The sequence below is a fragment of the Nonomuraea sp. NPDC004580 genome (genome assembly GCF_040609855.1).
Classification (GTDB): Bacteria; Actinomycetota; Actinomycetes; order Streptosporangiales; family Streptosporangiaceae; genus Nonomuraea; species Nonomuraea salmonea.
This window is the reverse complement of the sequence record NZ_JBEXLH010000015.1, coordinates 42,187-63,457: the sequence shown is the minus strand read 5'-3', so window position 1 is coordinate 63,457 and position 21,271 is coordinate 42,187. Positions and strand designations below refer to the sequence as shown.

Sequence of the window (21,271 nt, the reverse complement as noted above, 5' to 3'; positions counted from 1 at the left end):
CAACATCGCCGCCGCGATGCAACGGTGCCAGGTGCGCCGGCTCGCCGTGGTGAGCTCGAGCGGGGTCGATCCGCAGACGTCCTCGGAGGGCGGGTTCCTGTTCAACCGCGTGGTGCTGGGCAGGGCGCTGTACGCCAATATGCGGCGGATGGAGGAGCTGGTCCGCGCCACCCGATGCCCCGCCCCCGCGCTTCAGACCGGAGAACCCCGTGAAACACCGCATCGTCGTCCTGGCGAGGGCGGGCACTCCCGCACGGCGCAGGCGGTTCGTGCCGCTGCACGCCGCCGGTGCAGGTGCCGCCTCAGTGTGCGTGACCTGCGCGGGAACAAGGGTCCGTCACGGATTGCGTCTCGCCTGTGACGCCGTTGGCCTGCCCACAGATGTCGGCCGGGTTGAGCGTGAGGCCTCGGGCGAACCCGGCGGTGAACGCCTGTTCGCCGATGGCGTCCCGGACCGTGGCGGTGATCCGATCGACGTCGCTGCGTTCGGCGCGCGGTAGCGGAGCGCCCACCGAGTCCCGGCAGGCGGACGCCGCGCCGAGCAGAGCGGCCGCCTGCTCATGCCGCCCGTTGAGAGCATGCGCTCCCGCCAGCCCCTCGAGGGCCAGAGCGACCGCGCGCAGGTCGCCGTTGCGGCGTGCGATGGCCAGGCTGTCTCGGTGCAGGTCCAGGGCGGCCGCGGCGTTGCCGCGCTGTTCGGCGGCGAAACCGAGCTCGGCTGAGATCAGTGCGGAACCGGACGCGGACGACAGCTTGTCGTAGCGGTCCTGCACGCTGCGCAGCAGCTGCTCGGCGAGCTCGAAGTCGGCCTCGCGGCGTGCTACCAGCGCCAGCCCGAGTTCGGCGTGCAGTTCTCCGTAGACGTAGCCTTGCTCGGCGGCCAGGCGGCGGGCCCGCTCGTGGAAGTGCTTGGAGCGGCTGTGATGCCCGGTGAGCAGGGCGATGCGGCCCAGGCCAATCAGGCGGTCGGCGACGCTGGGCCACAGGGCCAGCTCCTCGGCAAGCTGGAGCCCGTCGCCGTGCAGCCGCTCGGCGCGTTCGTAGTCACCCTTGATCTCGGCCAGCGACGCGAGCGGTCGGACGGTCTGTAGTTGTCCCCATCGGTCACCGAGGCTGCGGAAGAGCTCCAGGCTCTGGCCGCCGAAGTCGCCCGCGTCGGCCAGGTTTCCTCGGAGCATCGCCTGGCCGGCCCGGATCGCGAGCGTCGCAGCGACTCCCCAGCGGTCGCCGAGGGCGCGGAATTCTCTCAGCGCCTGCCTCATGGCGTTCTCGCTTGTGGTCAGGTCGCCGCCGGGCGCGTACTGGATGAATCCGCGCAGCCAGGCCGCGAGCGCTCGTACCGCTGGGTCGCCGGAGGTCTCCTGCGGCACGGGCGAGGCCCGCACGCCGGCGTCGGTCAGCGATGCGAAGCCGGTGTGCCAGATCTCCGCCCTGGCCCGGGAGCTGGCTGATCCGCCGCTTGTGATGGCCAGGGCCTTGCCGAGCGACAATCGGGCCTCGCTGTAGCGGCCGCGCAGGAACCAGTACCACGCCTGCGCGTTGACCAGCCGGAGCGCCTGCTCGGCCGCGCCGGCATCGAGCGCGAAGTCCAGCGCGGCCCGCAGGTTGGCGGCTTCGGTGTCCAGGCGTTCCAGCCAGATCCGCTGGTGCTGCCCTCGCAGGTACCGTTCGGCCTGTTCGGCCAGTGCGGTGTAGTAGTGCAGGTGTCTCTGTTGGACAGCCGCTGTCTCTCCCGCCTCGGTCAGACGCTCTAAGCCGTAGGCGGTTACGGATTCCAGCAGCCGATATCTTGGCGGGGTCATGATCAGCGAGGAGTCCACCAGGCCGGCGAGCGCATCGAGCACCTGCCCGGCCTCGACGCCATCTCCCGCGCAGACCGTCTCGGCGGCCTCCAGGGTGCAGCCGTCCGCATGTACGGCGAGTCGTCGTAGTACGGCGCGTTCGGTCTCGGTCAGCTGCCCCCAGCTCCAGTCGATCATCGTCCGGAGGGTGTGCTGCTGGGGCGGGGCACCCCGGTGACCGGTGCTCAGCACCGCGAAGCGGTCGTCGAGTCGGCGGGCCAGCTCCCGTATGTCGAGCGTCCGAAGGCGCATGGCAGCCAGTTCAAGGGCCAGAGGCAGCCCGTCGAGCCGGCGGCAGACCTCTGCGACCGTCCCGGCGATACCGGCATCGAGTTCGAAGCCGGGGACCGCTGCGGACGCCCGCTCGGCGAAGAGTTGCATGGCGCTGTCCTGGTCCAGCGGCGGCACCTGCCATAGCACCTCCCCGGCGAGCCCCAGCGACCGGCGGCTGGTCGTCAGGATCCGCAGCTCGGGATCGGTTTTGAGCAGCAGGTCGGCCAGTTCGGCTGCCGGCCCGATCACGTGCTCGCAGTTGTCCAGGACCAGCAGCAGGCGGCGGCCTCGCAGCACGTCGGCCAGTCGTTGTGGGGCGCTGATCGGGCCGGCCTTGGCGTCTTCCCGGACGCCGAGTGCGGCCAGCGCGGCCTCGGCCACGTCGGCGGAGCGTGCCGCGAGCTCGACCAGGCAGACGCCGTCCGGGAAGGTGCCGGCCAGCCGGTGCACCACTTCCAGTGCCAGGCGGGTCTTGCCGACGCCGCCCGGCCCCGTGAGGGTGACCAGTCGAGCGGACTGGAGCCGCGACACCACTTCGGCCAGCGCGCCGGCCCGCCCGATGAGCCCGGTGAGCGGGACGGGCACGCTGGTGCGAGGCTCCGGCAGGGCCGGCGTGGACGGCGGCCGCAGGAGCTCCTGGTAGGCGGCCGCGAGCTCGGGCCCCGGATCCACCCCAAGCTCGTCGGCCAGTCGGCGGCGTAGGTTGTGGTAGGCCTGCAGCGCCTCGTGCTGCCTGCCGGCCCGGGCGAGGGCGCGCAGGTACAGCGCCTGGAGGCGTTCTCGCAGGGGGTGCTGGGCGGTCAGGTCGCCGAGCTCGCCTACCAGGAGGGCGAGGCCGTCGGCCTGCTCACCAGCTTCGAGCCGCGCATCGGCACGGGCCTCCAGCGCGGCCAGCCGTAACTCCTCCAGCCGCTGGATCGGCGGACGGACGAATCCGAGGTCACGGATCTCGGCGAACGCCGGCCCCCGCCACAGCGCCAGGGCCTCGGTCAGCACGGCGGATCGCGCCGCCGCGTCCGTGATCGCCGTGGCCCGCCCCAGCAGGACGGCGAACCGGCCCATGTCCACCGCGTCGGCATCGACGCGCAACGCGTATCCCGGCGCGCGGGTCTCCACGAGCCGGCCGCTGCCCGGCTCGCAGTTCTCCAGCACGCGTCGCAGCCGGGAGACCTTCGTGTGCAGGGCCGCCGAGGGATTGGCGGGCAGATCGTCTCCCCACAGGATCTCGATCAGGCGGTCGGTCGCGACCGGCCTGCCCTCGCTGAGGAGCAGCGCGACGAGCAACACCTGGACCTTCGCCTCACGTACCTCTGCCAAGGTGCCGTCAGCCGCTCGCAGCTCCAGTGAACCCAAGACCCCGAAACGCACATCGCCAACGCTAATGCAAGAACGGTAACCGTCGGCCAGCGCGTCGCTCCAGGCGCCGACCGCGGCCTGCCGTTCGACGCTCCGGCCCCGGTCCTCGCACAACTGCCCGGCAGCCTTGACTATCGCGGCGCCTTCACCCGGCCACGTATCGCGCCTGGCGGAGGAGTACGACCGGGACATCCCGGGCGGCATCGCGGTGCTGATGAGAGGCGTGCCGGAGGTGACGACGGTGCAGGCATCGAGCCGGGCAAACGCGAGGTGGTGTTCCAGCGGTTCGCCCGGCTGGACGCCTGCTACAAGGACGTCGGCGGCACCGGACTGAGCCTGGCGATCGCCCGGCAGATCGCCGAGGGCGGCGGTGCCGAGACCGGCGGTGCCGAGACCGGCGCCAGGGGACCTGTCAGAGAATGTGCTGGAAGCCGGACCAGCCCACACCGATGACGGCGGCCGGGCCGCCGATCGCGTTTCCGTTGTTGGCGTAGTACAACAGATTGCCGTCAGGAGCGACGGCGATCAGGTCAGCGTGTCCGTCTCCGCTCCAATCCATGGCGCGCATGAAGTTCCACGTTCCGTGGCGGAGGAATTCCGGGGTGGTGAGCCTGTCTCCGTTGTGAGGGTAATAGAAGACCGCGGTGCTCGCCTGGCCGAGGACGTCAGCGTACCCGTCGCCGCTCCAGTCAGCGGCCACCACGTGGGGGGTCGAGCCGGCGAATATCCGATACTCGATCTGCACACTCTGGCCGGGCTGCAGGTTGTTGTTGGGCATGTACCAAAGACTTCCGTTGCCGTCAACGCCCAGAAGATCGGCGCATCCGTCGCCACTCCAGTCTGCCACCATCATGTGCGCCATCCAGCTGTAACTGCCGGTGCCGCCGAAGCGCTGCGGGGGGCTGAGACCGGCCCCGTTGTGGGGGAAGTACATCAGATTGCCGCCCTGGTCGATTCCGAGGACGTCGGCGTAACCGTCGCAGCTCCAGTCGGCGGCCTTCAGATGTCTGAAGCGACTCCAGTTGACGTCGGCCGCGATCTGCCATGGCCCTTCAAGCCCGGCACCCTGGTGTGCGTAGTACAGCAATTTGCCGTCTTTGACGCCGAGCACGTCGGCGAAGCCGTCCCCGCTCCAGTCCGAGACGCTGCCCGGGCGCCGGCCCAGCATGGCGGCCCCTGCTGTGACGGCGGCCTGATGAAGGGAAACGGACGAAGGCGGGGCGGTCGCCGTGAGCGCAGGCGTGCTGCCCGCGATCATCGTCCCGATCAGAACGATGACCAGGGCCGACCAGCGTAAGCCAGCAGAGACGATGCTTCGTTTCATGGAGAGCCTTCCGGGAGAGAAGCGAGCATGGATGTGCCTCATTTGAGTGACCGGATCTGCCGTTGCCTTGACCATGGTCATCAGCGCGCCGATGACCATCTTCTTGGTTTGTTTCAGAGTTTTCCTTTCTAGTGATCACGGCTTCCTCATCCTTGCGGGCAGCCCTGTCGTGGCGCTGTCGCGCACCTGTCGCTCACCGGCTCGCCGTTCTTCGACAGCGTCTTTTCTCCACCTTGAGCTGGTTGGCTGAGGTCTTCGGCTGGAGGTCGATGTGCTCGCTGTGGTCAGCGTGGGTGCCCGGCTGTCGCGCCGGGTGGGCGGGGCGCCTGATCCGGCCGCCGCCGCGCGGCTGACCATCAGCCAGGTCAGCGCGGCGCTCAAGGCGAGGAACCATGGGTGACGGCGTGCCTCGCGTACCCCCCTTCGCCGAACTCCTTGAAGAAGGCGGATCCGCCCGCGACCGGCTCGGCCAGAGGCCCGACGCGGTGGTGCCGCACCACAGATGGAGAAAGAGGCTTCTCGCAGGATCGTCCGCCCGGGAGGGGGCGGCAGGTCGGGATCGGTCGGTGTCGGTGCGGTCACGGGGGAGAAGCTCTTCACGGTGGTCGTCGGCGGGCTGGTTTCGGCGCGAGCTGACTCTACGGAGCGGTTGCGCTTGAGCGTCTCGAACCTGCCGGTGTTCTGATGCGTATCTGTCCCTGTACGGGTGGAGGGCGAGGCGGTCCGGGGCCGGTCTTCTCATCGACCCGTCCGGCTGGAAGGATGAGCGTCGTGTCCGCCCTGGAACGGATCGCCCGCATGGCACGCGCCGTCGTCTTCGCGACGGTGTGCGTTGTCATGTCCGCGGGCGGTCATGTCCTCGCCGGTGGTGCGCCGGTCACGGCCCAGACCCTGCTCGTCGGTATGGCGGTGGCCTTCGCTCTGGCGTTCGCGCTGAGCGGGCGTGAGCGCGGGCCTGAAATCGTTCTCGTGGCCACGGCGGGCGCCCAACTCTTGCTGCACGAGATGTTCACCAGGAGTGCTCCGGATGCCGTCGCGCATGCCGAGCAGATGCATGCGGGCACGTCCGGTGTGGGTATGCCGGTGGCGCACCTGGTCGTCGCCGTGGTGAGCGGCTGGTGGCTGTATCGCGGGGAGAGCGCGTTCTGGCTGATGGTGCGGCTGTGGGGGATGGCTCCGCTGCCGAGGCTGCGCCGGCTGCTCGTCGGCGAGATCGATCCCGTCGCGTCCGCGATATGGGTGACGCCCGTTGCGGAGGCGGTGGCGTACCTCGATTCCGGATTCATGCGTGCGGTCCGGCGGCGTGGCCCGCCCGCCGGGCTGATCGCTCGCTGACGCTCCTGTACCGCCGACCCGTTTTCCGGGGGCGGTCTCTCTCATGCACTCAAAGTCCGCCGCGCCGCTTCTTCGACGGATAAGCCCGCCACCATGGAGTGACAGTCGAAGTCATGTCCGCTGGAGTGACGTTCCGCCTGGTTCGAGCCACGGCTTTCGCCGTGGTGTGTTCCGGGCTGGGCGCATCTGCTCACCTGCTCGGGGGCGGCACAGTGACAGGCCCCCTGGCGGCGACGGCTCTGGCGATCTCTTTGACCGCTGCCGTGCCGACGACCGGGCGGGAGCGGGGGACGCACGTCGTCCTCTTCCTCCTCGCGGGTGTGCAGGTGGTGTTGCACCTGTTGTTCTCCCTGGCCCCGTCGCTGTCTGGCGCACCTGGTGGGCATGCGCACTCCGGTCTCGTGCCGGGCGTGGGGATGCTGGTCGCCCACGGCCTGGCGACCGTGTTGACGGCGCTGTGGCTGTCACGGGGTGAGGCGGTGCTGTGGGGATTGCTGCGTCGCCTCGGCGCACGCGTCCTCGTGTTGCTGCGCGTGGCGCACCGCACGCCGTACTGGCCGGTGATCGCAGGCACCGTCGAGCCGGTCTCTCTCCGCTCCGCTCTGCTGGAGCACTCGCTGAGCGGGCGCGCACCGCCGACCGCCTGAACCCCCTGTTTCCCCTCTTCACCGGACGGATCAGCTCCGTCCGGCAGTCGTCGTACGCCCGAAACGGGAGTTCTCCATGCCAGAACCTGTTCCCGCAGCATCACGCCTGTCCGAGGTGAACTGCCGGCACGGCAGGCTGCTCGCCGCCGATCGCGTGTGCCCCGACCTGGGGCCGGGCGAGCAGTTCGCCGTCAGCGACGCCAATGCTGCCGTCACCGACGAGGACCAGCACCTGACCTCGCTCGCCCTGGCCGCCCGCGACGGCGCGCCGGCGGACGTGGCGGCCTTCACCGAGGCGGTGTACGGAGATGTGCGCCGATTCCTGGCCTATCTGACCGACGCGCAGTCGGCCGATGACCTCACGCAGGAGACATTCGTCCGGGTCCTGCGCAGTCTGCCGCGCTTCGCCGGGAGATCGTCGGCCAGAGCATGGTTGTTGTCCATCGCCCGTCGGGTGGTGATCGACCGGTTCCGGGCCGCGCGGGCGCGGCCCTTGGTGGCGGACTTGGTGGACTGGCAGGCCGCCGCGGAGCGGTGCCAGCCACATGATGTGCCCGGACCGCAGGATGCGGTGGAGCTCGCCGAACTGTTGGCCGAGGTGCCACCGGAGCGCCGCCGCGCCTTCGTGCTGACCCAAGTCGTGGGCCTGCAGTACGCCGAGGCCGCCGAAGTGCTGGGCTGCCCGGTGGGCACGGTGCGCTCCAGGGTGGCCAGGGCTCGGCACCAGCTGTCGGCGTCCTGGCTGGCCGCCTGAGTCGTGGCGAGGGCTTAGTTATCTTGCTGTGATCATGTCGGGGGAACCGGCGGGTCGATGCAGCCGACCTGTCGGTCATGAGAAGTTGCTGGTCGAGTTTGGGTTCCATGCGACACCGGAGGCTGGGAGCCGCATGCGCCATGGCAGTGCTCCTTCTGGTGACCGCGTGCGCCACGACGGCCGAGAAACCTGCCGGCGCCGCTGCGGACAAGAGGCTGACCATCGCGACGCCATATGCGATCGACGACCTCGACCCCATCACCAGCGGCTACTGGGGCGTCGAGTTCGGTTATGTCGAGCTGCTGATGCGGGCGTCGGCGAACGGTGTGCCGACGCCGTGGGTGCTGTCCGAGCTCGCGGCGGTGGACGACCGTACCTGGCGGCTCAAGCTGAACGACGGGGTGACCTTCGTCAACGGCAAGCCCTTCGACGCGAAGGCGCTCGCGGCGACGCTGGCGTGGAGCGCCGAGAACCAGCCTAGTTTCTCCCGGTCGGCGAACTTCGCCTCGGCCAAGGTCACCGGTCCGCTCGAGGTGACGATGAAGACGACCGCACCGACCCCGACGATGCCCAACCTGCTCGCGGACGAGTCGAACGTGCTCGTCATGGACGTCGATGCGTACAAGGAGCACGTGGCCGCCAAGAAGGGCGCCGAGGCACTGCTGAGCGCTGGTCTGTACACGGGGCCGTACAAGGTGACGAGCCTGGACGTCCAAGGCGCGGAACTGGCTCCCGTGGAGAAGTACTGGCAAGGACGACCCGCGCTCGACGGGGTCAGCGTCCGCTTCGTCGCCGAGGCGACGTCGCGGGTCCAGGCGGTTCAGGCGGGCGAGGTCGATCTGGCCCTGTACATGCCGGTGAGCGCCGCCCGCACCCTGCGGGGGCGTTCCGACGCGTACTTCCTCAAGGGCGAACCGACCGGCCTGGTGTTCGGGCTCATCTCACGCGTGGCGTCGCCGCTGATGCGGGACGAGGCCGTGCGCCGCGCGATCTACCTGGCCACGGACTATCGCGCGATCGCCGACGAGGTGCTGCTGGGACATGCCGGGCATGCCAAGGCGGTGTTCCCGCCCGGCTATCCGTACACGATCGAAACCCAGACAACCGACCTGAACCGCGCGGCGAGCGAGCTGGACGCCGCCGGCTGGGCCGTCGGCGAGGACGGCATCCGCGAGAAGGACGGCCGCCGCCTGGTCATCCGCATCATCTGCACGCCCTCCATGCCCGATGGCGTCACCATCGCCACGGCGATGCAGAGCCAGCTCAAGAGGGCCGGCATCGAGGTCAAGGTCGTCCAGGTCGACGACCACAGCGCGGCGCGGGACGGTGCGGACTGGGAGGTCTCGCTCTCCTCGTCGTTGTTGTCCTTCGGCGGGAGCCCGGACCAGGCCCTGGCGGAGCTGCTCGCCTCCAGCGGCACGAACAACTACGCCAAGATCGCCGACGATGAGTTGGACGCGCACATCGCCGAGTTGGGCAAGACGTCGGACGAGAAGCGGCGTACGGAGCTGCTTGGACAGATCCAGAAACTGGTCTGGGACCGCGGCTACTACGCGGTCGCGGCGCAACGGCTGCTGACCGTCGTCGTCAGCCCTGGATGGCAGGGGTACCGGGTGCCGGTGCCCAATCTCTGGGTCGACCACAAGACCGCGCCGGCGATCTGACGTCGTGCTACGGATCGCGTTGCGGCGTGCCGGTCAGGCGGCGCTGAGCGCTCTGGGCGGAGGCGTCATCGTCTTCGCCCTGCTCATCGCCGCCCCTGGTGATCCGGCACGGCGCATTCTCAACGTCAGGGGCATCGAGGAACCCGATCCTTCGCAGGTCGCGGCGGTTCGCACCGAACTGGGGCTGGATCAGCCTGTTCCGGTCCGGTTCCTGGACTGGTTCGCCGGGTTGTTCCGCGGCGAGCTCGGGTTCTCCTGGCGCACAGGGAACCCGGTGGCGAGCGAGTTCGCCGCACGCCTGCCCGCGACGATCATCCTCACGGCCGCGGCCTTGCTGATAGCCGTCGTTCTCGCGCTCACGCTCGGCATCCTCGCCGGATGGCGGCCACGCGGCTGGGCCGACCACTTTTCGCGGGCACTCAGCACCGTCGCGCTGGCGTTTCCCACGTACCTCATCGGGGTGCTGCTGCTGGACCTGGTGGCGGTGCGGCTGGGGTGGGGACGGGTGATCGCCGACGGTACCTGGGACACCGTGTTCCTGCCCGCGTTCACGCTCGCCCTCGCCTCCGCGGCGGTGTGGTCCAGGGTGCTGCGCTCCGCCCTGCTCGACCTCGACGCCGCGGGCTTTCTCCGTGTCTCCACCGCCCGGGGCGCGAGCGCGCTCCGGAACATGTTCGTGCACCGGCTGCCCAACGCCCTCCCGCCGTTCCTGACGGTCGTCGGGCTCGGCGCGGCCACGCTCGTCGGCGGCGCGCCCATCGCAGAGACCGTCTTCAGCTGGCCCGGCGTCGGCAAGTACACCATCGAGGCGATCACCGCGCGGGACATGCCCGTGGTGACGGCGTTCACGATGATCGCCGTCCTGGCCTACGTCGGAATGAGCCTGCTGGTGGATCTCCTGGTCATGATCATCGACCCGAGGCAGCAGGCGGGACGCCCATGACCGTGCTCTCGGCGATCCTCCGTCCCGGGCAGAAGACGGCAGCGATCGACACGGCCGGTGCCTTCTCCCGCTTGCTGGGGCGCTGGGATGCCCGGATCGCGATCCTGATCCTCGCTCTCGTGGGTGCCGCGGCGACCATCGCGCCCCTGATCACGATGGATCCGGACCTGCCGGACTACCCGAAGTCCCTCATGCCGCCCGACTCCGTACATCTCCTCGGCACCGATGAAGCCGGCCGCGATCTGCTCGCCCGCACCTTGTGGGGAGCCCAGCTCTCGCTGGGCTCCGCGTTGCTCGTGACAGTCATCACCGCTGCCACCGGCCTTGTCCTGGGAGTGATCAGCGGATGCGTCGGCGGAGTGCTGGACACCGTCGTGTCCCGCCTCGTCGACGTCCTGCTCGGCCTTCCGGGGCTGATCGTCACGCTGGGAATCGTCGGGCTACTCGGTCCCGGCTTCCTCAATCTGATCATCGCGATGTCCGCGACCGGATGGGCGGTCATGGCCCGGCTGGCGCGAGCCACGAGCCGGCAGACGATGCACCAAGGTCACGTCAGGGCCGCGCGGATGGCCGGTGCCTCACTGGGACGGGTCGCGTTCGAGCACGTGCTCCCGGCCGCCGCGAGCGGAGTCGCGGTGGTGGCCACCCTGGGGATCGGCGAGGTGGTCATCGCCCTGGCCGGCCTGTCGTTCCTCGGGCTCGGCGCGCAGCCTCCCACCGCCGAATGGGGCACGATGCTCGCGGACGCCAGGCAGACCCTCGCCTACGCCCCCTGGCAGATCCTCGGGCCCGGAACGGGCCTGGTCGCCACGGTGCTGGCCGCGACCATGCTGAGCGAGGCGCTCCGAGACGTGACGAGCCCGGGAGCCGGACAGTGAGCGATCCCGCGCTGCGCATCGAGAGTCTGAGCGTTCGCTATCCGAACGGATTCGAGGCGCTCCACGACATCTCCTTCTCCGTGCCGGTCGACGCCGCGGTAGGCATCGTCGGAGCCTCGGGGAGTGGCAAGTCGACGCTCATCCGCGCGATCCTAGGACTGCTTCCGAGCGGAAGCCACGTCAGCGGAGAGATCACCGTCGGCGGCCACGACGTCCTCCACGCCGACACGGCGACCATGCGCACGTGGCGGGGCCGCCTCATCGGCTACGTGGGCCAAGACCCGTTCGCCGCGTGCGACCCGCTGCGCAGCGTGCGCCACCACATCGAGGAGGCCTGGCACGCGCACCGGCTCCGCCCACCGGCGGACGCGGTCGCGCAAGGACTGGCGGCACTGGCCGTCGCCGATCCGGACAGGCGCGCCGGCCAGCGCCCGCACCAGTGGTCAGGGGGCATGCTGCAGCGCGCGACGACGGTCGCGGCGGCGGCCCATCGCCCGCTTGTCACACTCGCGGACGAGCCGACCAGCGCGCTCGACACCGACCTCGCCGACGGCTCGCTCACCCTGCTCAGGAAGAGCTGCCGTTCCCTCCTGCTGGTCAGCCACGATCTCGCCTCCGTCGGGCGGCACACCGATCATGTCGTGGTGCTCGATCGCGGACGAGTCGTCGAAGCGGGCGAGGCCGCCGTGCTGCTCTCCTCGCCGCGCAGCACGGTGACGAGCTCGCTGCTCGAAGCCTCCGCGCCCCGGCCGCTGCAGCGTCCGCCGGTCAACGGCTCCACGGCCGTAGAGCTTCGCTCGGTCTCGAAAGCGTACGACGAGCGGACGCCGGTCATCACCGGCACGGATCTCAGCCTCCACCGCCACGAGATCGTCGGTGTCGTCGGCCCCTCAGGATCGGGCAAGTCGACCTTGCTCAGGCTGCTGTCCGGCCAGGAACGACCTGACAGTGGCGACGTCCTTGCCGATGGCATGCCGCTGTGGACCAGAGGCAGGCAAGGCTCGCCACGACTTCCCCGGCGAGGCTGGATCATGCCGGTGTTCCAGGACCCCGTCACCAGCCTGAACCCGCGATGGGCCCTGTGGCGGACGATCAGCGAGCCACTCGTGCTGAGAGGCGAGCGGCTCAGCCGTCGCCAGCGGCAGGAACGTGCTCGTGCCGCGCTCGATGGGGTCGGACTCGGACACATCGACATCTCCCGGAGACCCGGTTCGCTCTCCGTGGGGGAATGCCAGCGGGCGGCGATCGTGCGGGCCGTGATCGCCGACCCCGGCGTCATCGTCGCGGACGAACCGACGGCGAGCCTCGACGCCGAGGCCGCGGCCACCGTCGCGGCCCTGTTTCGCCGGCTCGCTGACGAAGGCGCCGCGGTACTCGTGGTGAGCCACGACGAGCGGCGGCTGCGTTCCTACGCCGACCGCGTGCTCCGCATGCACCAGGGGCGGGCGACGCCTTGACCATGACAGCGTTGGGAGGTTTGAATGACCCGCATATCACCAGGTGAGGCCGTTCTTGGAGCCGATGGAGAGCCCGTCCAGCTCCTCATCGGCGGCATGACGTGCGCCTCGTGCGCCGCCCGGGTGGAGCGCAAGCTCAACCGGATGGACGGCGTGAGCGCCAGCGTCAACTACGCGACCGAGAAGGCGACCGTTCAAGCCGGCGGTGTCCCGGTGGAGGAGCTGATCCGGACGGTCGAGCGGACCGGCTACAGCGCCGAGGTGGTCACCCCGCAGGCGTCGGCCGTGCCAGAGGACACCGACGACCGGCGCGTGCGGATGCTGGGACGGCGCATGATCGTCGCCGTCGGGCTGGCCTTCGTGCTGATGGACTTGTCGATGGGGACGGCGTTCGTCCCGGAGTGGCGGTTCGCGGGCTGGCAGTGGGTGCTGATCGGTCTCACGCTGCCGATGGTCACCTGGTGCGCCTGGCCGTTCCACCGCAACGCGTTCCGCGCCGCCCGGCACGGCACCACCTCCATGGACACCCTGATCTCGACCGGGGTCATCACATCCACCCTGTGGTCGGTGTACGTCATCCTGTTCCCGATCGACGCCGGACCTGCCGCGCCGGGCCTGTGGGCGGTGCTGTCGGCGCCGGACAGCGCGTTCTATCTGGACGTGGCCGCAGGGGTGACGATGTTCGCGCTGGCCGGCCGGTATCTGGAGGCGCGGGCACGGCGTTCCTCCGGCGCGGTGCTGCGCCGCCTGGCCGAACTGGGCGCCAAGGACGTCAGCGTGCTGCGCGCCGACGGCAACGAGTACCGCATCGACGTGGCCGACCTGCGCGTGGACGACCTGTTCGTGGTCCGGCCGGGGGAGAGCATCGCCGCTGACGGCCGGATCGAGTCCGGGCAGAGCACGATCGACACCAGCGCCATGACCGGCGAGCCGGTGCCCATCGAGGTCACCGAGGGCGACACGGTGACCGGCGCGACCGTCAACCTCAGCGGGCGCCTCGTCGTCCGCGCCACCCAGGTGGGCTCCGGCACCCAGCTCGCCGCGCTGATCCGGCTCGTCGAGCACGCCCAGGCCGACAAGGCCGCCGTGCAACGGCTCGCGGATCGGATCTGCGGCTGGTTCGTCCCCGCCGTCTTCGTCCTGTCGGCGCTGACCCTGGCCGCGTGGCTGCTCGCCGGCGGCCAGACGCACCAAGCGGTCACCGCCGCGCTGGCCGTGCTCATCATCGCCTGCCCGTGCGCGCTCGGCCTGGCCATCCCCACCGCGCTGCAGGTCGCCTCCGGCACCGGCGCCAAGCTCGGCGTCTTCATCAAAGGCCACCAGGCCATGGAGTCCGCGCGGGTCATCGACACCGTCGTGCTGGACAAGACCGGCACTCTTACCCAGGGCCGCATGAGCGTGGTGGAACTCCTCGGCGAGGACACTCTGCGCTACGCCGGAGCCGTCGAGAACGCGTCCGAGCACGTCATCGCCGGCGCCATCGCCGCCCACGCCCGCGCCGAGCTCGGTGATCTGCCCGAGGTGAGCGACTTCGCCGCGCTGGCCGGACTGGGCGCGAAGGGAACCGTCGAGGGCCGGGAGATTCTCATCGGCTCGGCCCGGCTGCTGACCCAGCAGAACATCCCCATCCCAGCCTCTTTGGAGGAGGCGCGGACTCAGTGGGAAGGTCAGGGTCGCACCGTCGTCCTGGTAGCGGCCGACGGCACGGCCATCGGCGCGCTCGCGCTCGCCGACGCCGTCAAGCCCTCCGCTCCGGCCGCGATCGCCCGGCTGCACGTCATGGGGCTGCGCACCCTGCTGCTGACCGGAGACAACGCCACCACGGCCCGGGCCGTCGCCGCCCAGGCCGGCATCACCGAGGTCATCGCCGAAGTGCTGCCCGCCGACAAGGAGGCCACCATCGCCCGGCTCCAGGGCGAGGGCCATCGCGTGGCCATGGTCGGCGACGGCATCAACGACGCCCCGGCCCTGGCCCGCGCCGACCTCGGGCTGGCCGTGGTGGACGGCACGGACGTCGCACTGGCCGCCGCCGACCTCATCCTGATCCGCGACGACCTCGACGTCGTCCCCACGGCGCTCACCCTGGCCCGCGCCACTCTGCGCACCATCCGCGGCAACCTCGTCTGGGCGTTCGGCTACAACGTCGCCGCCCTTCCGCTGGCCGCCACCGGGCTGCTCAACCCACTCATCGCCGGTGGTGCCATGGCGCTGTCGTCGGTGTTCGTGGTCACCAACAGCCTGCGGCTACGCCGCTTCGCCCCGCCTCCCGCGCGCGACGACTTCCTCACCGAGCACCTGAACGACGACGAGGAGAAGGCGGTGAGCGAACAGGCCTGACCTGTCAGCGGGCGGCGTCCTCCATCTACGGGGAGGGCTGGAGCACGCGGTCGAACTCGCCCGACTGCGCCTTCTCGACGAGGCCGGCGAACTGCTCGGCGCCCATCTGGATCTGCTGGTTCCTGCCGGGGGATCTCTCCGGCCGCGTTCCCGGCGATCGACCTGCTGCTCGGCAGGCGCGTGCAAGTCTGGAATCTCCGGGAACTTCCCGGGTTCGCCAGCCGACTACTGGACTGTCCGCAACCCAGGACCGGAAGCCCTTGAGTCGCTTCCGGGAGAGGAGGATCGTTCATGAGTAAGTCGCTCAAGATCGTCGTGCGGAGGAAGAAGACCCGTAGCCGCCTGCTCAACAACCACGGCTAACGGTTCCGTCAGTAGGCAAGACGGTCGCCGCCGGGCATTCCCGGCGGCGACCGGCCGGGTCAGGTTGCCGTTGCAGGGAGCGCGCGTGACGCAGACGGAGTTCCGACGGGCACAGACGTTGATGATCTACTGGCACGACGGGGAGCTGACGGCCGAGAACTACCTGGAGAGCCGTTCCACCGACGAGGAGACCGACAACGCGGTCGCCGTGGACGCGCAGGCGGTGGCGTTACTGGAGCACTTCACCGACTGGTCGACCGCCGAGAAGGCAGCCGCCCGGCTCGGTGCGTACGACACCGAGTCCGTCCTGGAAGCCGTCCTCGCGCTGGCCGACGCGGGGCTGCTGGTCGACCGGGCCGGCGCTGGGCGCGAGGAGCGGTTCCTGGAGGCGTGGAGCCACTGGGGGGAGGAGGCCCGCTTCTTCCACTTCGGGACGCGCAACACCATCTACACCGGCGACAGCCTGGAACAACGCCGCAGCGACGCCCGCTGGGTGCGGGAGACCGGCGGGACGCCACCGGCCATCTTCAAGTCCTATCCGGACGCGCAACGCGTCTATCTGCCGCGCGCGTTCCTGCCGCTGACCGACTCGTTCGGGCAGGTGCTCACGCGGCGGCGGACCCATCGCGTCTTCACCGGCGAACCGGTGAGCCTGGCCCAGTTGTCCACGGCGTTGTTCTACACGTTCGCGCCGATGCAGCTCTACGACGCCGGTGATCTCGGGACGCTGATGCTGCGCACCAGCCCGTGCGGAGGCGCGCGCCACGAGCTGGAGGGTTATGTCGCGGTGCTCGACGTCCAGGACGTGCCGCCGGGGCTGTACCACTACAACGCCGAGGCGCACGCGCTGGAGCTCATCGATCCCGAGTTCGACCGGGAGCGGCTGCACCGGCTGACGTACGAGTCGGAGATGTGCACGCCGTCGGCGTTCGTCTGCTTCGTGAGCGTCGTGTTCGAGCGCACGATGTACAAGTACCGGCACTCCCGGGCGCTGCGCGTGACGTTGCTGTCGGCCGGCTACCTGGGGCAGACCTTCGTGCTCACCTCCACCGCGGTCGGGCTGGGCGCCTGGCAGAGCGCCGCGTTCCGGGACGAGGAGCTCGACGAGGCGCTCGGCCTGGACGGCTTCTCCGAAGGGGCGCTGTACATGTTCGGCGCCGGGCTACCCGTGCTGGGCGCGACAGGCATGCCGGAAGGGATCACCCGGGCCCGGCTCACCGATCCACGGCAGCTCGTCGCCCCGCACCCGGCCGGCTCGCGGACGCGATGAGCGGCGCGGCCTCGGCGTACCGGCGGCTGTGGCGGCACCGATGGGTGCCGTCACTGCTGCTGGTGGGCGTGTGCGCCCGGGTGCCGCTGCAGGCCTGCACCTTCGCCGTGTTGCTGCTGACGGTGGAGCGGACCGGCTCCTACGCGGTGGCGGGCGTGGTGACCGCGGCGGGCGGCGTCGCCTACGCCGCCGGAGTGCCGGTGCACGGCCGGCTCGTGGACCGGTTCGGGCAGACCTGGTCGCTGACGATCGCGACCGGCATCAACGCCGCCGCGTTCACCGGCCTGCTGATAACCGCCTACCGGGAACCCGCGACCGGCGCTCTGGCGGCGTGGTCGGCGGCGGTGGGACTGTCACTGCCGCCGGTGGCTGCCGCGGCGCGGGCGCTGTGGTCGCAGGTGATCGCCGACGAAGGGATCCGGCGGACCGCGCTGGCCGTGGACGCCATGGTGCTTGACGTCGCGCTGATCGCCGGGCCGCTGCTGGTCTCCGCCGTCAGCGCGGTCGCCGGCCCGGGCTGGGCGGTGGGCGGCTGCGCGGTGATCCTGCTCGGCGGCACGCTGTGGTTCAGCTCATTGCCGCCGTCGCGGTCCTGGACGCCGGCCCGCCGTGCGGGAGGGCTCGCCGGGCCGCTGCGGTCGATGGGCATCGTCGTGCTGCTGATCGTCACCGTGCTCGCCGGAGCACTGCTGGGAATCCTGCGTGTCGCCTTCGTGGAGTTCGCCGGCCAGACCACCGAACCGGCCGCTGGCGGCCTGGCGCTGGCGGCCTTCGGCGTCGGAAGCCTGATCGGCGGCTTGGTCTACGGCGCGCGGCCGTGGCGGTCCGACGCCTCGGTCCGGATGCGCATCATCCTCGCCGGGTACGCAGGCGGCGTCGTGCTGCTCGCGGCGGCCCCTAACGTGCCGGCGCTGGTGACGCTGTCGGTGCCCGCCGGGTTCTTCCTCGCCCCGCTGGTCATCTGCACCTTCGAACTCACCGGACGGTGCGCGCCCGAAGGCACCCTGACCGAGGCCTTCGCCTGGGGCATCACGGCCACCTTCGCCGGATCGGCGCTGGGCAACCTCGTCGCGGCGGCGCTCGTGGACGCGGGCACCAGCACGACCGTCATGTTCGTGGCGGCTGCGGGCTTCTCCGCGCTGGCGGCCGTCACCGCCGCCCTCGGCACGAAGCTGCTCACCGCCGAGCCGCCCTCGGTGGTCACTGATCAATCATCCGGGAAAGGCGCGTGATGCACCGCTTGTTCGTGATCACTTCGATGGCGGCGGTGCTGCTGAGCGCCGGTTGCGCGCCCGCCGCCCCGTCCCGCGTCCAGGAGAGCCAGGCGCCCGCCTTCACCCCCGTCAGGGTCTCCGACTGCAACGGGGTGGAGTCCGTCGTCAAGGCCCCGCCCCAGCGGGCGGTGGCGCTCACGCCGGCCGTGCTGGAGCTGCTGCTCTGGCTCGACCTCGGCGACCGGGTCGCGGCATTGGGGATGGCGCCCCGCCCGGGCAGCCTGCCGCAGCAGTTCTCTGCGCAGGTCGCCGCCATGCCGTCGCTGTCCGGCAAGTACACCGCGGGCAGCGGCTACAAGCCGGTGCCACGCGAAGAACTTCTGTCAATACAGCCCGACCTGGTACTCGGCGGCTTCAGCAGCAACTTCGACGCCCCGGGCGCCATGTCCCAGAAGGAACTGGCGGCCGACGGAGTCCCGTCCTACCTCGCCCTGTCCACCGCGTGCGAGTCGGCGCTGACCGGTCCGCAGACCGGCTTCGAGCTGGTGTGGCGGGACCTGGAGAACCTCGGCAAGATTTTCGGTGTGCCTGACCGCGCCCAGCGGGTCATCGCCGGGATGAAGCAGAAAATCGCCCCGGTGGAGACCAAATCCGCCCAGCTGAAGGACGCCGACCGGCCCACCGTGTTCCCCTTCGAGTACGACGAGGGCACCGCCACCCCCTACGCGCCCGGCAACCAGCAGGTGATCAACGCGGTCATCGGCAAGGCCGGCGGGCGCAACCTCTTCGCCGACCAGAACAAGGCCTACACCAAGGTCGGCTGGGAGGAGGTGGTCGCCCGCGACCCGCAGGTCATCCTGATCATCATCTACGACAAGGGCAGCCAGGCCGCCAACGACGCCCGCTTCGCCGAAGCCGAGAAGTACCTGCTCGACAGCCCGGCCCTGCGCGGCGTTCGCGCGGTGACCGGCAAGCGCTTCGCCCGCCTGATCTACGAGGCTGCCTCGGCCGGCGGCGTCCGCAACGCCGACGCCGTGGTCGACCTCGCCGCGCAGCTCTCGCCCGCCGGATGACGACCGTGCAGCCTGACCTGCTCTCCGCGCCGGCCAGGCCGGATCCAGCGCGCCGCCGGATCACCTGGGCGGCGTACGCCGTCCTGACCGGGCTGCTCATCGCAGGTTTGGCCGCCTCGATCCTGCTCGGCACCGTCGACGTGCCCGCCGGCACCGTGGCCCGCATCATCATCTGGCACCTGACCGGCCACGGCGACCCTGCCACGTGGACCGTCAGCCAGGACACCGTGGTGTGGAACCTGCGCCTGCCCCGGGCCCTGCTCGCCGCGCTGGTCGGCGCGGGCCTGGCCGTCTCCGGCACCGCCACCCAGGCGCTCGTGCGCAATCCGCTGGCCGACCCGTACGTCCTCGGCCTCACCTATGGCGCGGCCGCCGGCGCGGTGGCCGTCATCATCACCGGATTCGCTCCCCTCGGCGGCGTCTCGACCGGCGTGGCCGCCTTCCTCGGCGCGCTGGCAGCGTTCGCCGTCGTCTACGTCCTCGCCCGCGCTGGAGGCACCCTCGCCCCGCTGCGGCTGATCCTGTCCGGCATGGCCGTCACGTACGCCCTGTCCGGCGTCACCAGCTTCCTCGTCCTCCAGGCCGACGACCCCGGCACCACCCAGTCGGTGCTGTTCTGGCTCTTCGGCAGCCTCGCCGAAGCGAGCTGGGCCGCGCTCGGACTGCCCGCCGCCGTCCTGGCCGCCACCATGATCGCCCTGCTCGCCCAGGCCAGACCGCTCAACACGTTGCTGCTCGGCGACGAGACCGCCGCCGGCCTCGGCATCTCCGCCGCCCGGCTGCGCCGCCACCTGTTCCTGCTCATCGCCCTGCTCACCGGTGTGATGGTCGCCCTCGCCGGCGGCATCGGCTTCATCGGCCTGATCATCCCGCACGCCGCACGGCTGCTCGTCGGCAGCGACCACCGCCGCCTGCTGCCCGTGGCCACCCTCGCCGGCGCCGCCTTCCTCGTTCTCGTCGACATCGCCGCCCGCACCGCCCTGCACCCCCAGGAACTGCCGGTCGGAGTCGTCACCAGCGTCATCGGCGCCCCGCTGTTCCTCTGGCTCGTGCAGGTCCGCGCCCGCGACACCACCGGACTGTGACCACCATGACCACCCTGACCCTGCAGGACGTGCACATCACCCTCGCCGGAGCCCCCATCGTCACCGGCGTCGACCTCACCGCCGCCTCCGGTCGCTTCGTCGGGATCATCGGCCCGAACGGCAGCGGCAAGAGCACCCTGCTGCGAGCCGTCTACCGCCACCTCCCTCTCACCCGGGGCAGCATCACCGTGGACGGCGAGGACCTGTGGCGACTCACCCCCCGGCGCGCCGCCCAACTGGTCGCCGCGCTACCGCAGGAGACCCGCTCCGATTTCGACGTCACGACCTGGGAGATGGCCGCCATGGGCCGCACCCCGCACAAACGCCCCTTCGCCTCCGACACCGCCGAGGACACCAAGATCGTCTCGGACGCCCTCGCCCACGCGGGCGTCGCCCACCTCGCGCATCGCCGCTACAGCACTTTGTCCGGTGGCGAGAAGCAGCGCGTGCTGCTCGCCCGCGCCCTCGCCCAGCAGGCACCTGTCCTGGTGCTCGACGAGCCGACCAACCACCTCGATGTCCGTCACCAGTTCGAGCTGCTCGACCTGGTCACCTCGACAGGAGTCACCGTCGTCGCCGCCCTGCACGACCTCAACCTGGCCGCCGCCTACTGCGATCATCTCTACGTCCTGGCCGAGGGGCGTGTCGTCACGGACGGCCCGCCGCCAGACGTTCTCACTCCGCGACTGGTCAGGGACGTGTTCGGCATCGACGCACACGTCACCTCAACCCCGGGCACCGACACTCCCCACCTCATCTTCCGCCCCGGCCGGTGATCGGAAGTTCCCTGGACTGCTGGGGGAGGGGCGCATATGAGACGATGCGGGACGAAGGAGACGGCGGAACGAGGAAGCCCGTGTGTATCCGGCGCGGTCCCGCCACTGTGCTCGGTGAGCGATCCCCTACGTAGGCCACTGCCCGGAAAGGGGTGGGAAGGCCAGGAGCCTCCTCCACCAGGTCCGTGGTGACCGGGCCGGTCGCGCAGTCCTCCGGTTTGAGGGAGGAGTTGATGCCGGCCTTGGCCGGCGCCTCGCGGCTGCGGCCCGCCTTGTCGTCGAAGGCGCCGTCCCAGCCCATCGACTTCTCGAGCCCGAGCGCCGGCATGATCTCGGTCACGTGCTGGTTCATGGTGACCGCCCTGAGCGGCGCCTGCCGATGGATGTCGGCCATGCGCTGGATGCTGGGCGGCTTCGGCGGCACCACCTGGGACCTGGTGCCGCCAGGCGAGCTGCGGATCGAGAGCATCGGCGTGACCGCCGGCGAGCCCGTGCCCCGCATCCGTGATCACTTCCATCACGTCCCGATACGCCTGGGGCGACACCGCGGGCGTCATTCCCAGCTCCCACTGCGACACCGTGGTCACCTCGATCGGTGACCCATCGGGCCGCACCCGAGTTGACACTCCCGGCGAATCAGCCGTTCGGCAGATACCGCAGCACCTCCCGGGACGGAAGGAT

Annotated in this window: 18 protein-coding genes and 1 riboswitch; of the genes, 16 read left to right on the top strand and 2 right to left on the bottom strand. The window is 70.5% G+C overall.

Features of this window, described 5'->3' with window-relative positions; translation table 11 throughout:
- Positions 1-302 precede the first annotated feature (302 nt).
- Positions 303-3,662 carry a BTAD domain-containing putative transcriptional regulator gene (locus ABZW11_RS18185; protein WP_355418373.1) on the bottom strand — a complete coding sequence of 1,120 codons (3,360 nt, stop codon included), beginning with the start codon at positions 3,660-3,662 and terminating at the stop codon, positions 303-305.
- 78 nt (positions 3,663-3,740) lie between these two features.
- Between ABZW11_RS18185 and ABZW11_RS18180 the strand changes: the two genes are divergently transcribed.
- Entirely contained in the window at positions 3,741-3,923 is a 183-nt protein-coding gene (locus tag ABZW11_RS18180) for a hypothetical protein (RefSeq protein ID WP_355418371.1), read from the top strand.
- Here ABZW11_RS18180 and ABZW11_RS18175 read toward each other — a convergent pair.
- Positions 3,883-4,893 carry a VCBS repeat-containing protein gene (locus ABZW11_RS18175; RefSeq protein WP_355418369.1) on the bottom strand — a complete coding sequence of 337 codons (1,011 nt, stop codon included), beginning with the start codon at positions 4,891-4,893 and terminating at the stop codon, positions 3,883-3,885. The two genes, ABZW11_RS18180 and ABZW11_RS18175, sit on opposite strands and share 41 nt — an antisense overlap.
- 172 nt (positions 4,894-5,065) lie before the next feature.
- Here ABZW11_RS18175 and ABZW11_RS18170 point away from each other — a divergent pair, with 172 nt between their 5' ends.
- From ABZW11_RS18170 to ABZW11_RS18100, 15 genes are all read left to right on the top strand, one after another.
- Positions 5,066-5,194: a hypothetical protein gene (locus ABZW11_RS18170; protein WP_355418367.1), complete on the top strand. Its 129-nt coding sequence runs from the start codon at positions 5,066-5,068 to the stop codon at positions 5,192-5,194.
- 371 nt (positions 5,195-5,565) lie between these two features.
- Complete coding sequence (locus ABZW11_RS18165; protein WP_355418365.1) at positions 5,566-6,129, top strand: hypothetical protein; 564 nt, start codon at positions 5,566-5,568, stop codon at positions 6,127-6,129.
- 113 nt (positions 6,130-6,242) lie between these two features.
- The gene (locus tag ABZW11_RS18160) at positions 6,243-6,776 is read left to right on the top strand and encodes an MFS transporter (RefSeq protein ID WP_355418363.1); all 534 of its coding nucleotides are present in this window, start codon (positions 6,243-6,245) and stop codon (positions 6,774-6,776) included.
- Between the two features lie 76 nt (positions 6,777-6,852).
- The gene (locus ABZW11_RS18155) at positions 6,853-7,530 is read left to right on the top strand and encodes a sigma-70 family RNA polymerase sigma factor (protein WP_355418361.1); all 678 of its coding nucleotides are present in this window, start codon (positions 6,853-6,855) and stop codon (positions 7,528-7,530) included.
- Between the two features lie 140 nt (positions 7,531-7,670).
- On the top strand, positions 7,671-9,194 hold the full coding sequence (locus ABZW11_RS18150) for an ABC transporter substrate-binding protein (protein ID WP_355418359.1): 1,524 nt from the start codon (positions 7,671-7,673) through the stop codon (positions 9,192-9,194).
- Between the two features lie 19 nt (positions 9,195-9,213).
- A complete protein-coding gene (locus ABZW11_RS18145; protein WP_355418357.1) occupies positions 9,214-10,137 on the top strand; it encodes an ABC transporter permease in 924 nt (307 codons plus the stop codon).
- Positions 10,134-11,015 (top strand): ABC transporter permease, encoded by an 882-nt coding sequence (locus tag ABZW11_RS18140; protein WP_355418355.1) that lies wholly within the window; start codon positions 10,134-10,136, stop codon positions 11,013-11,015. The genes ABZW11_RS18145 and ABZW11_RS18140 overlap by 4 nt, the downstream gene beginning before the upstream one ends.
- On the top strand, positions 11,012-12,472 hold the full coding sequence (locus ABZW11_RS18135) for an ATP-binding cassette domain-containing protein (RefSeq protein WP_355418353.1): 1,461 nt from the start codon (positions 11,012-11,014) through the stop codon (positions 12,470-12,472). Before ABZW11_RS18140 ends, ABZW11_RS18135 begins: the two co-directional genes overlap by 4 nt.
- Positions 12,473-12,496: 24 nt before the next feature.
- On the top strand, positions 12,497-14,809 hold the full coding sequence (locus tag ABZW11_RS18130; protein WP_355418351.1) for a heavy metal translocating P-type ATPase: 2,313 nt from the start codon (positions 12,497-12,499) through the stop codon (positions 14,807-14,809).
- A gap of 448 nt (positions 14,810-15,257) precedes the next feature.
- Complete coding sequence (locus ABZW11_RS18125) at positions 15,258-16,442, top strand: SagB/ThcOx family dehydrogenase (protein WP_355418349.1); 1,185 nt, start codon at positions 15,258-15,260, stop codon at positions 16,440-16,442.
- A complete protein-coding gene (locus tag ABZW11_RS18120) occupies positions 16,439-17,674 on the top strand; it encodes an MFS transporter (RefSeq protein ID WP_355418347.1) in 1,236 nt (411 codons plus the stop codon). Before ABZW11_RS18125 ends, ABZW11_RS18120 begins: the two co-directional genes overlap by 4 nt.
- A 14-nt stretch (positions 17,675-17,688) precedes the next feature.
- A complete protein-coding gene (locus ABZW11_RS18115; RefSeq protein ID WP_355418345.1) occupies positions 17,689-18,729 on the top strand; it encodes an ABC transporter substrate-binding protein in 1,041 nt (346 codons plus the stop codon).
- Positions 18,726-19,814, top strand: coding sequence for an iron ABC transporter permease (locus ABZW11_RS18110; RefSeq protein WP_355418343.1), 1,089 nt, complete (start codon positions 18,726-18,728; stop codon positions 19,812-19,814). Before ABZW11_RS18115 ends, ABZW11_RS18110 begins: the two co-directional genes overlap by 4 nt.
- Before the next feature lie 5 nt (positions 19,815-19,819).
- Positions 19,820-20,590, top strand: coding sequence for an ABC transporter ATP-binding protein (locus tag ABZW11_RS18105; protein WP_355418341.1), 771 nt, complete (start codon positions 19,820-19,822; stop codon positions 20,588-20,590).
- A gap of 72 nt (positions 20,591-20,662) precedes the next feature.
- Positions 20,663-20,783: riboswitch (cobalamin riboswitch) on the top strand.
- 40 nt (positions 20,784-20,823) lie between these two features.
- Positions 20,824-21,189 (top strand): hypothetical protein, encoded by a 366-nt coding sequence (locus tag ABZW11_RS18100; protein ID WP_355418339.1) that lies wholly within the window; start codon positions 20,824-20,826, stop codon positions 21,187-21,189.
- Positions 21,190-21,271 lie beyond the last annotated feature (82 nt).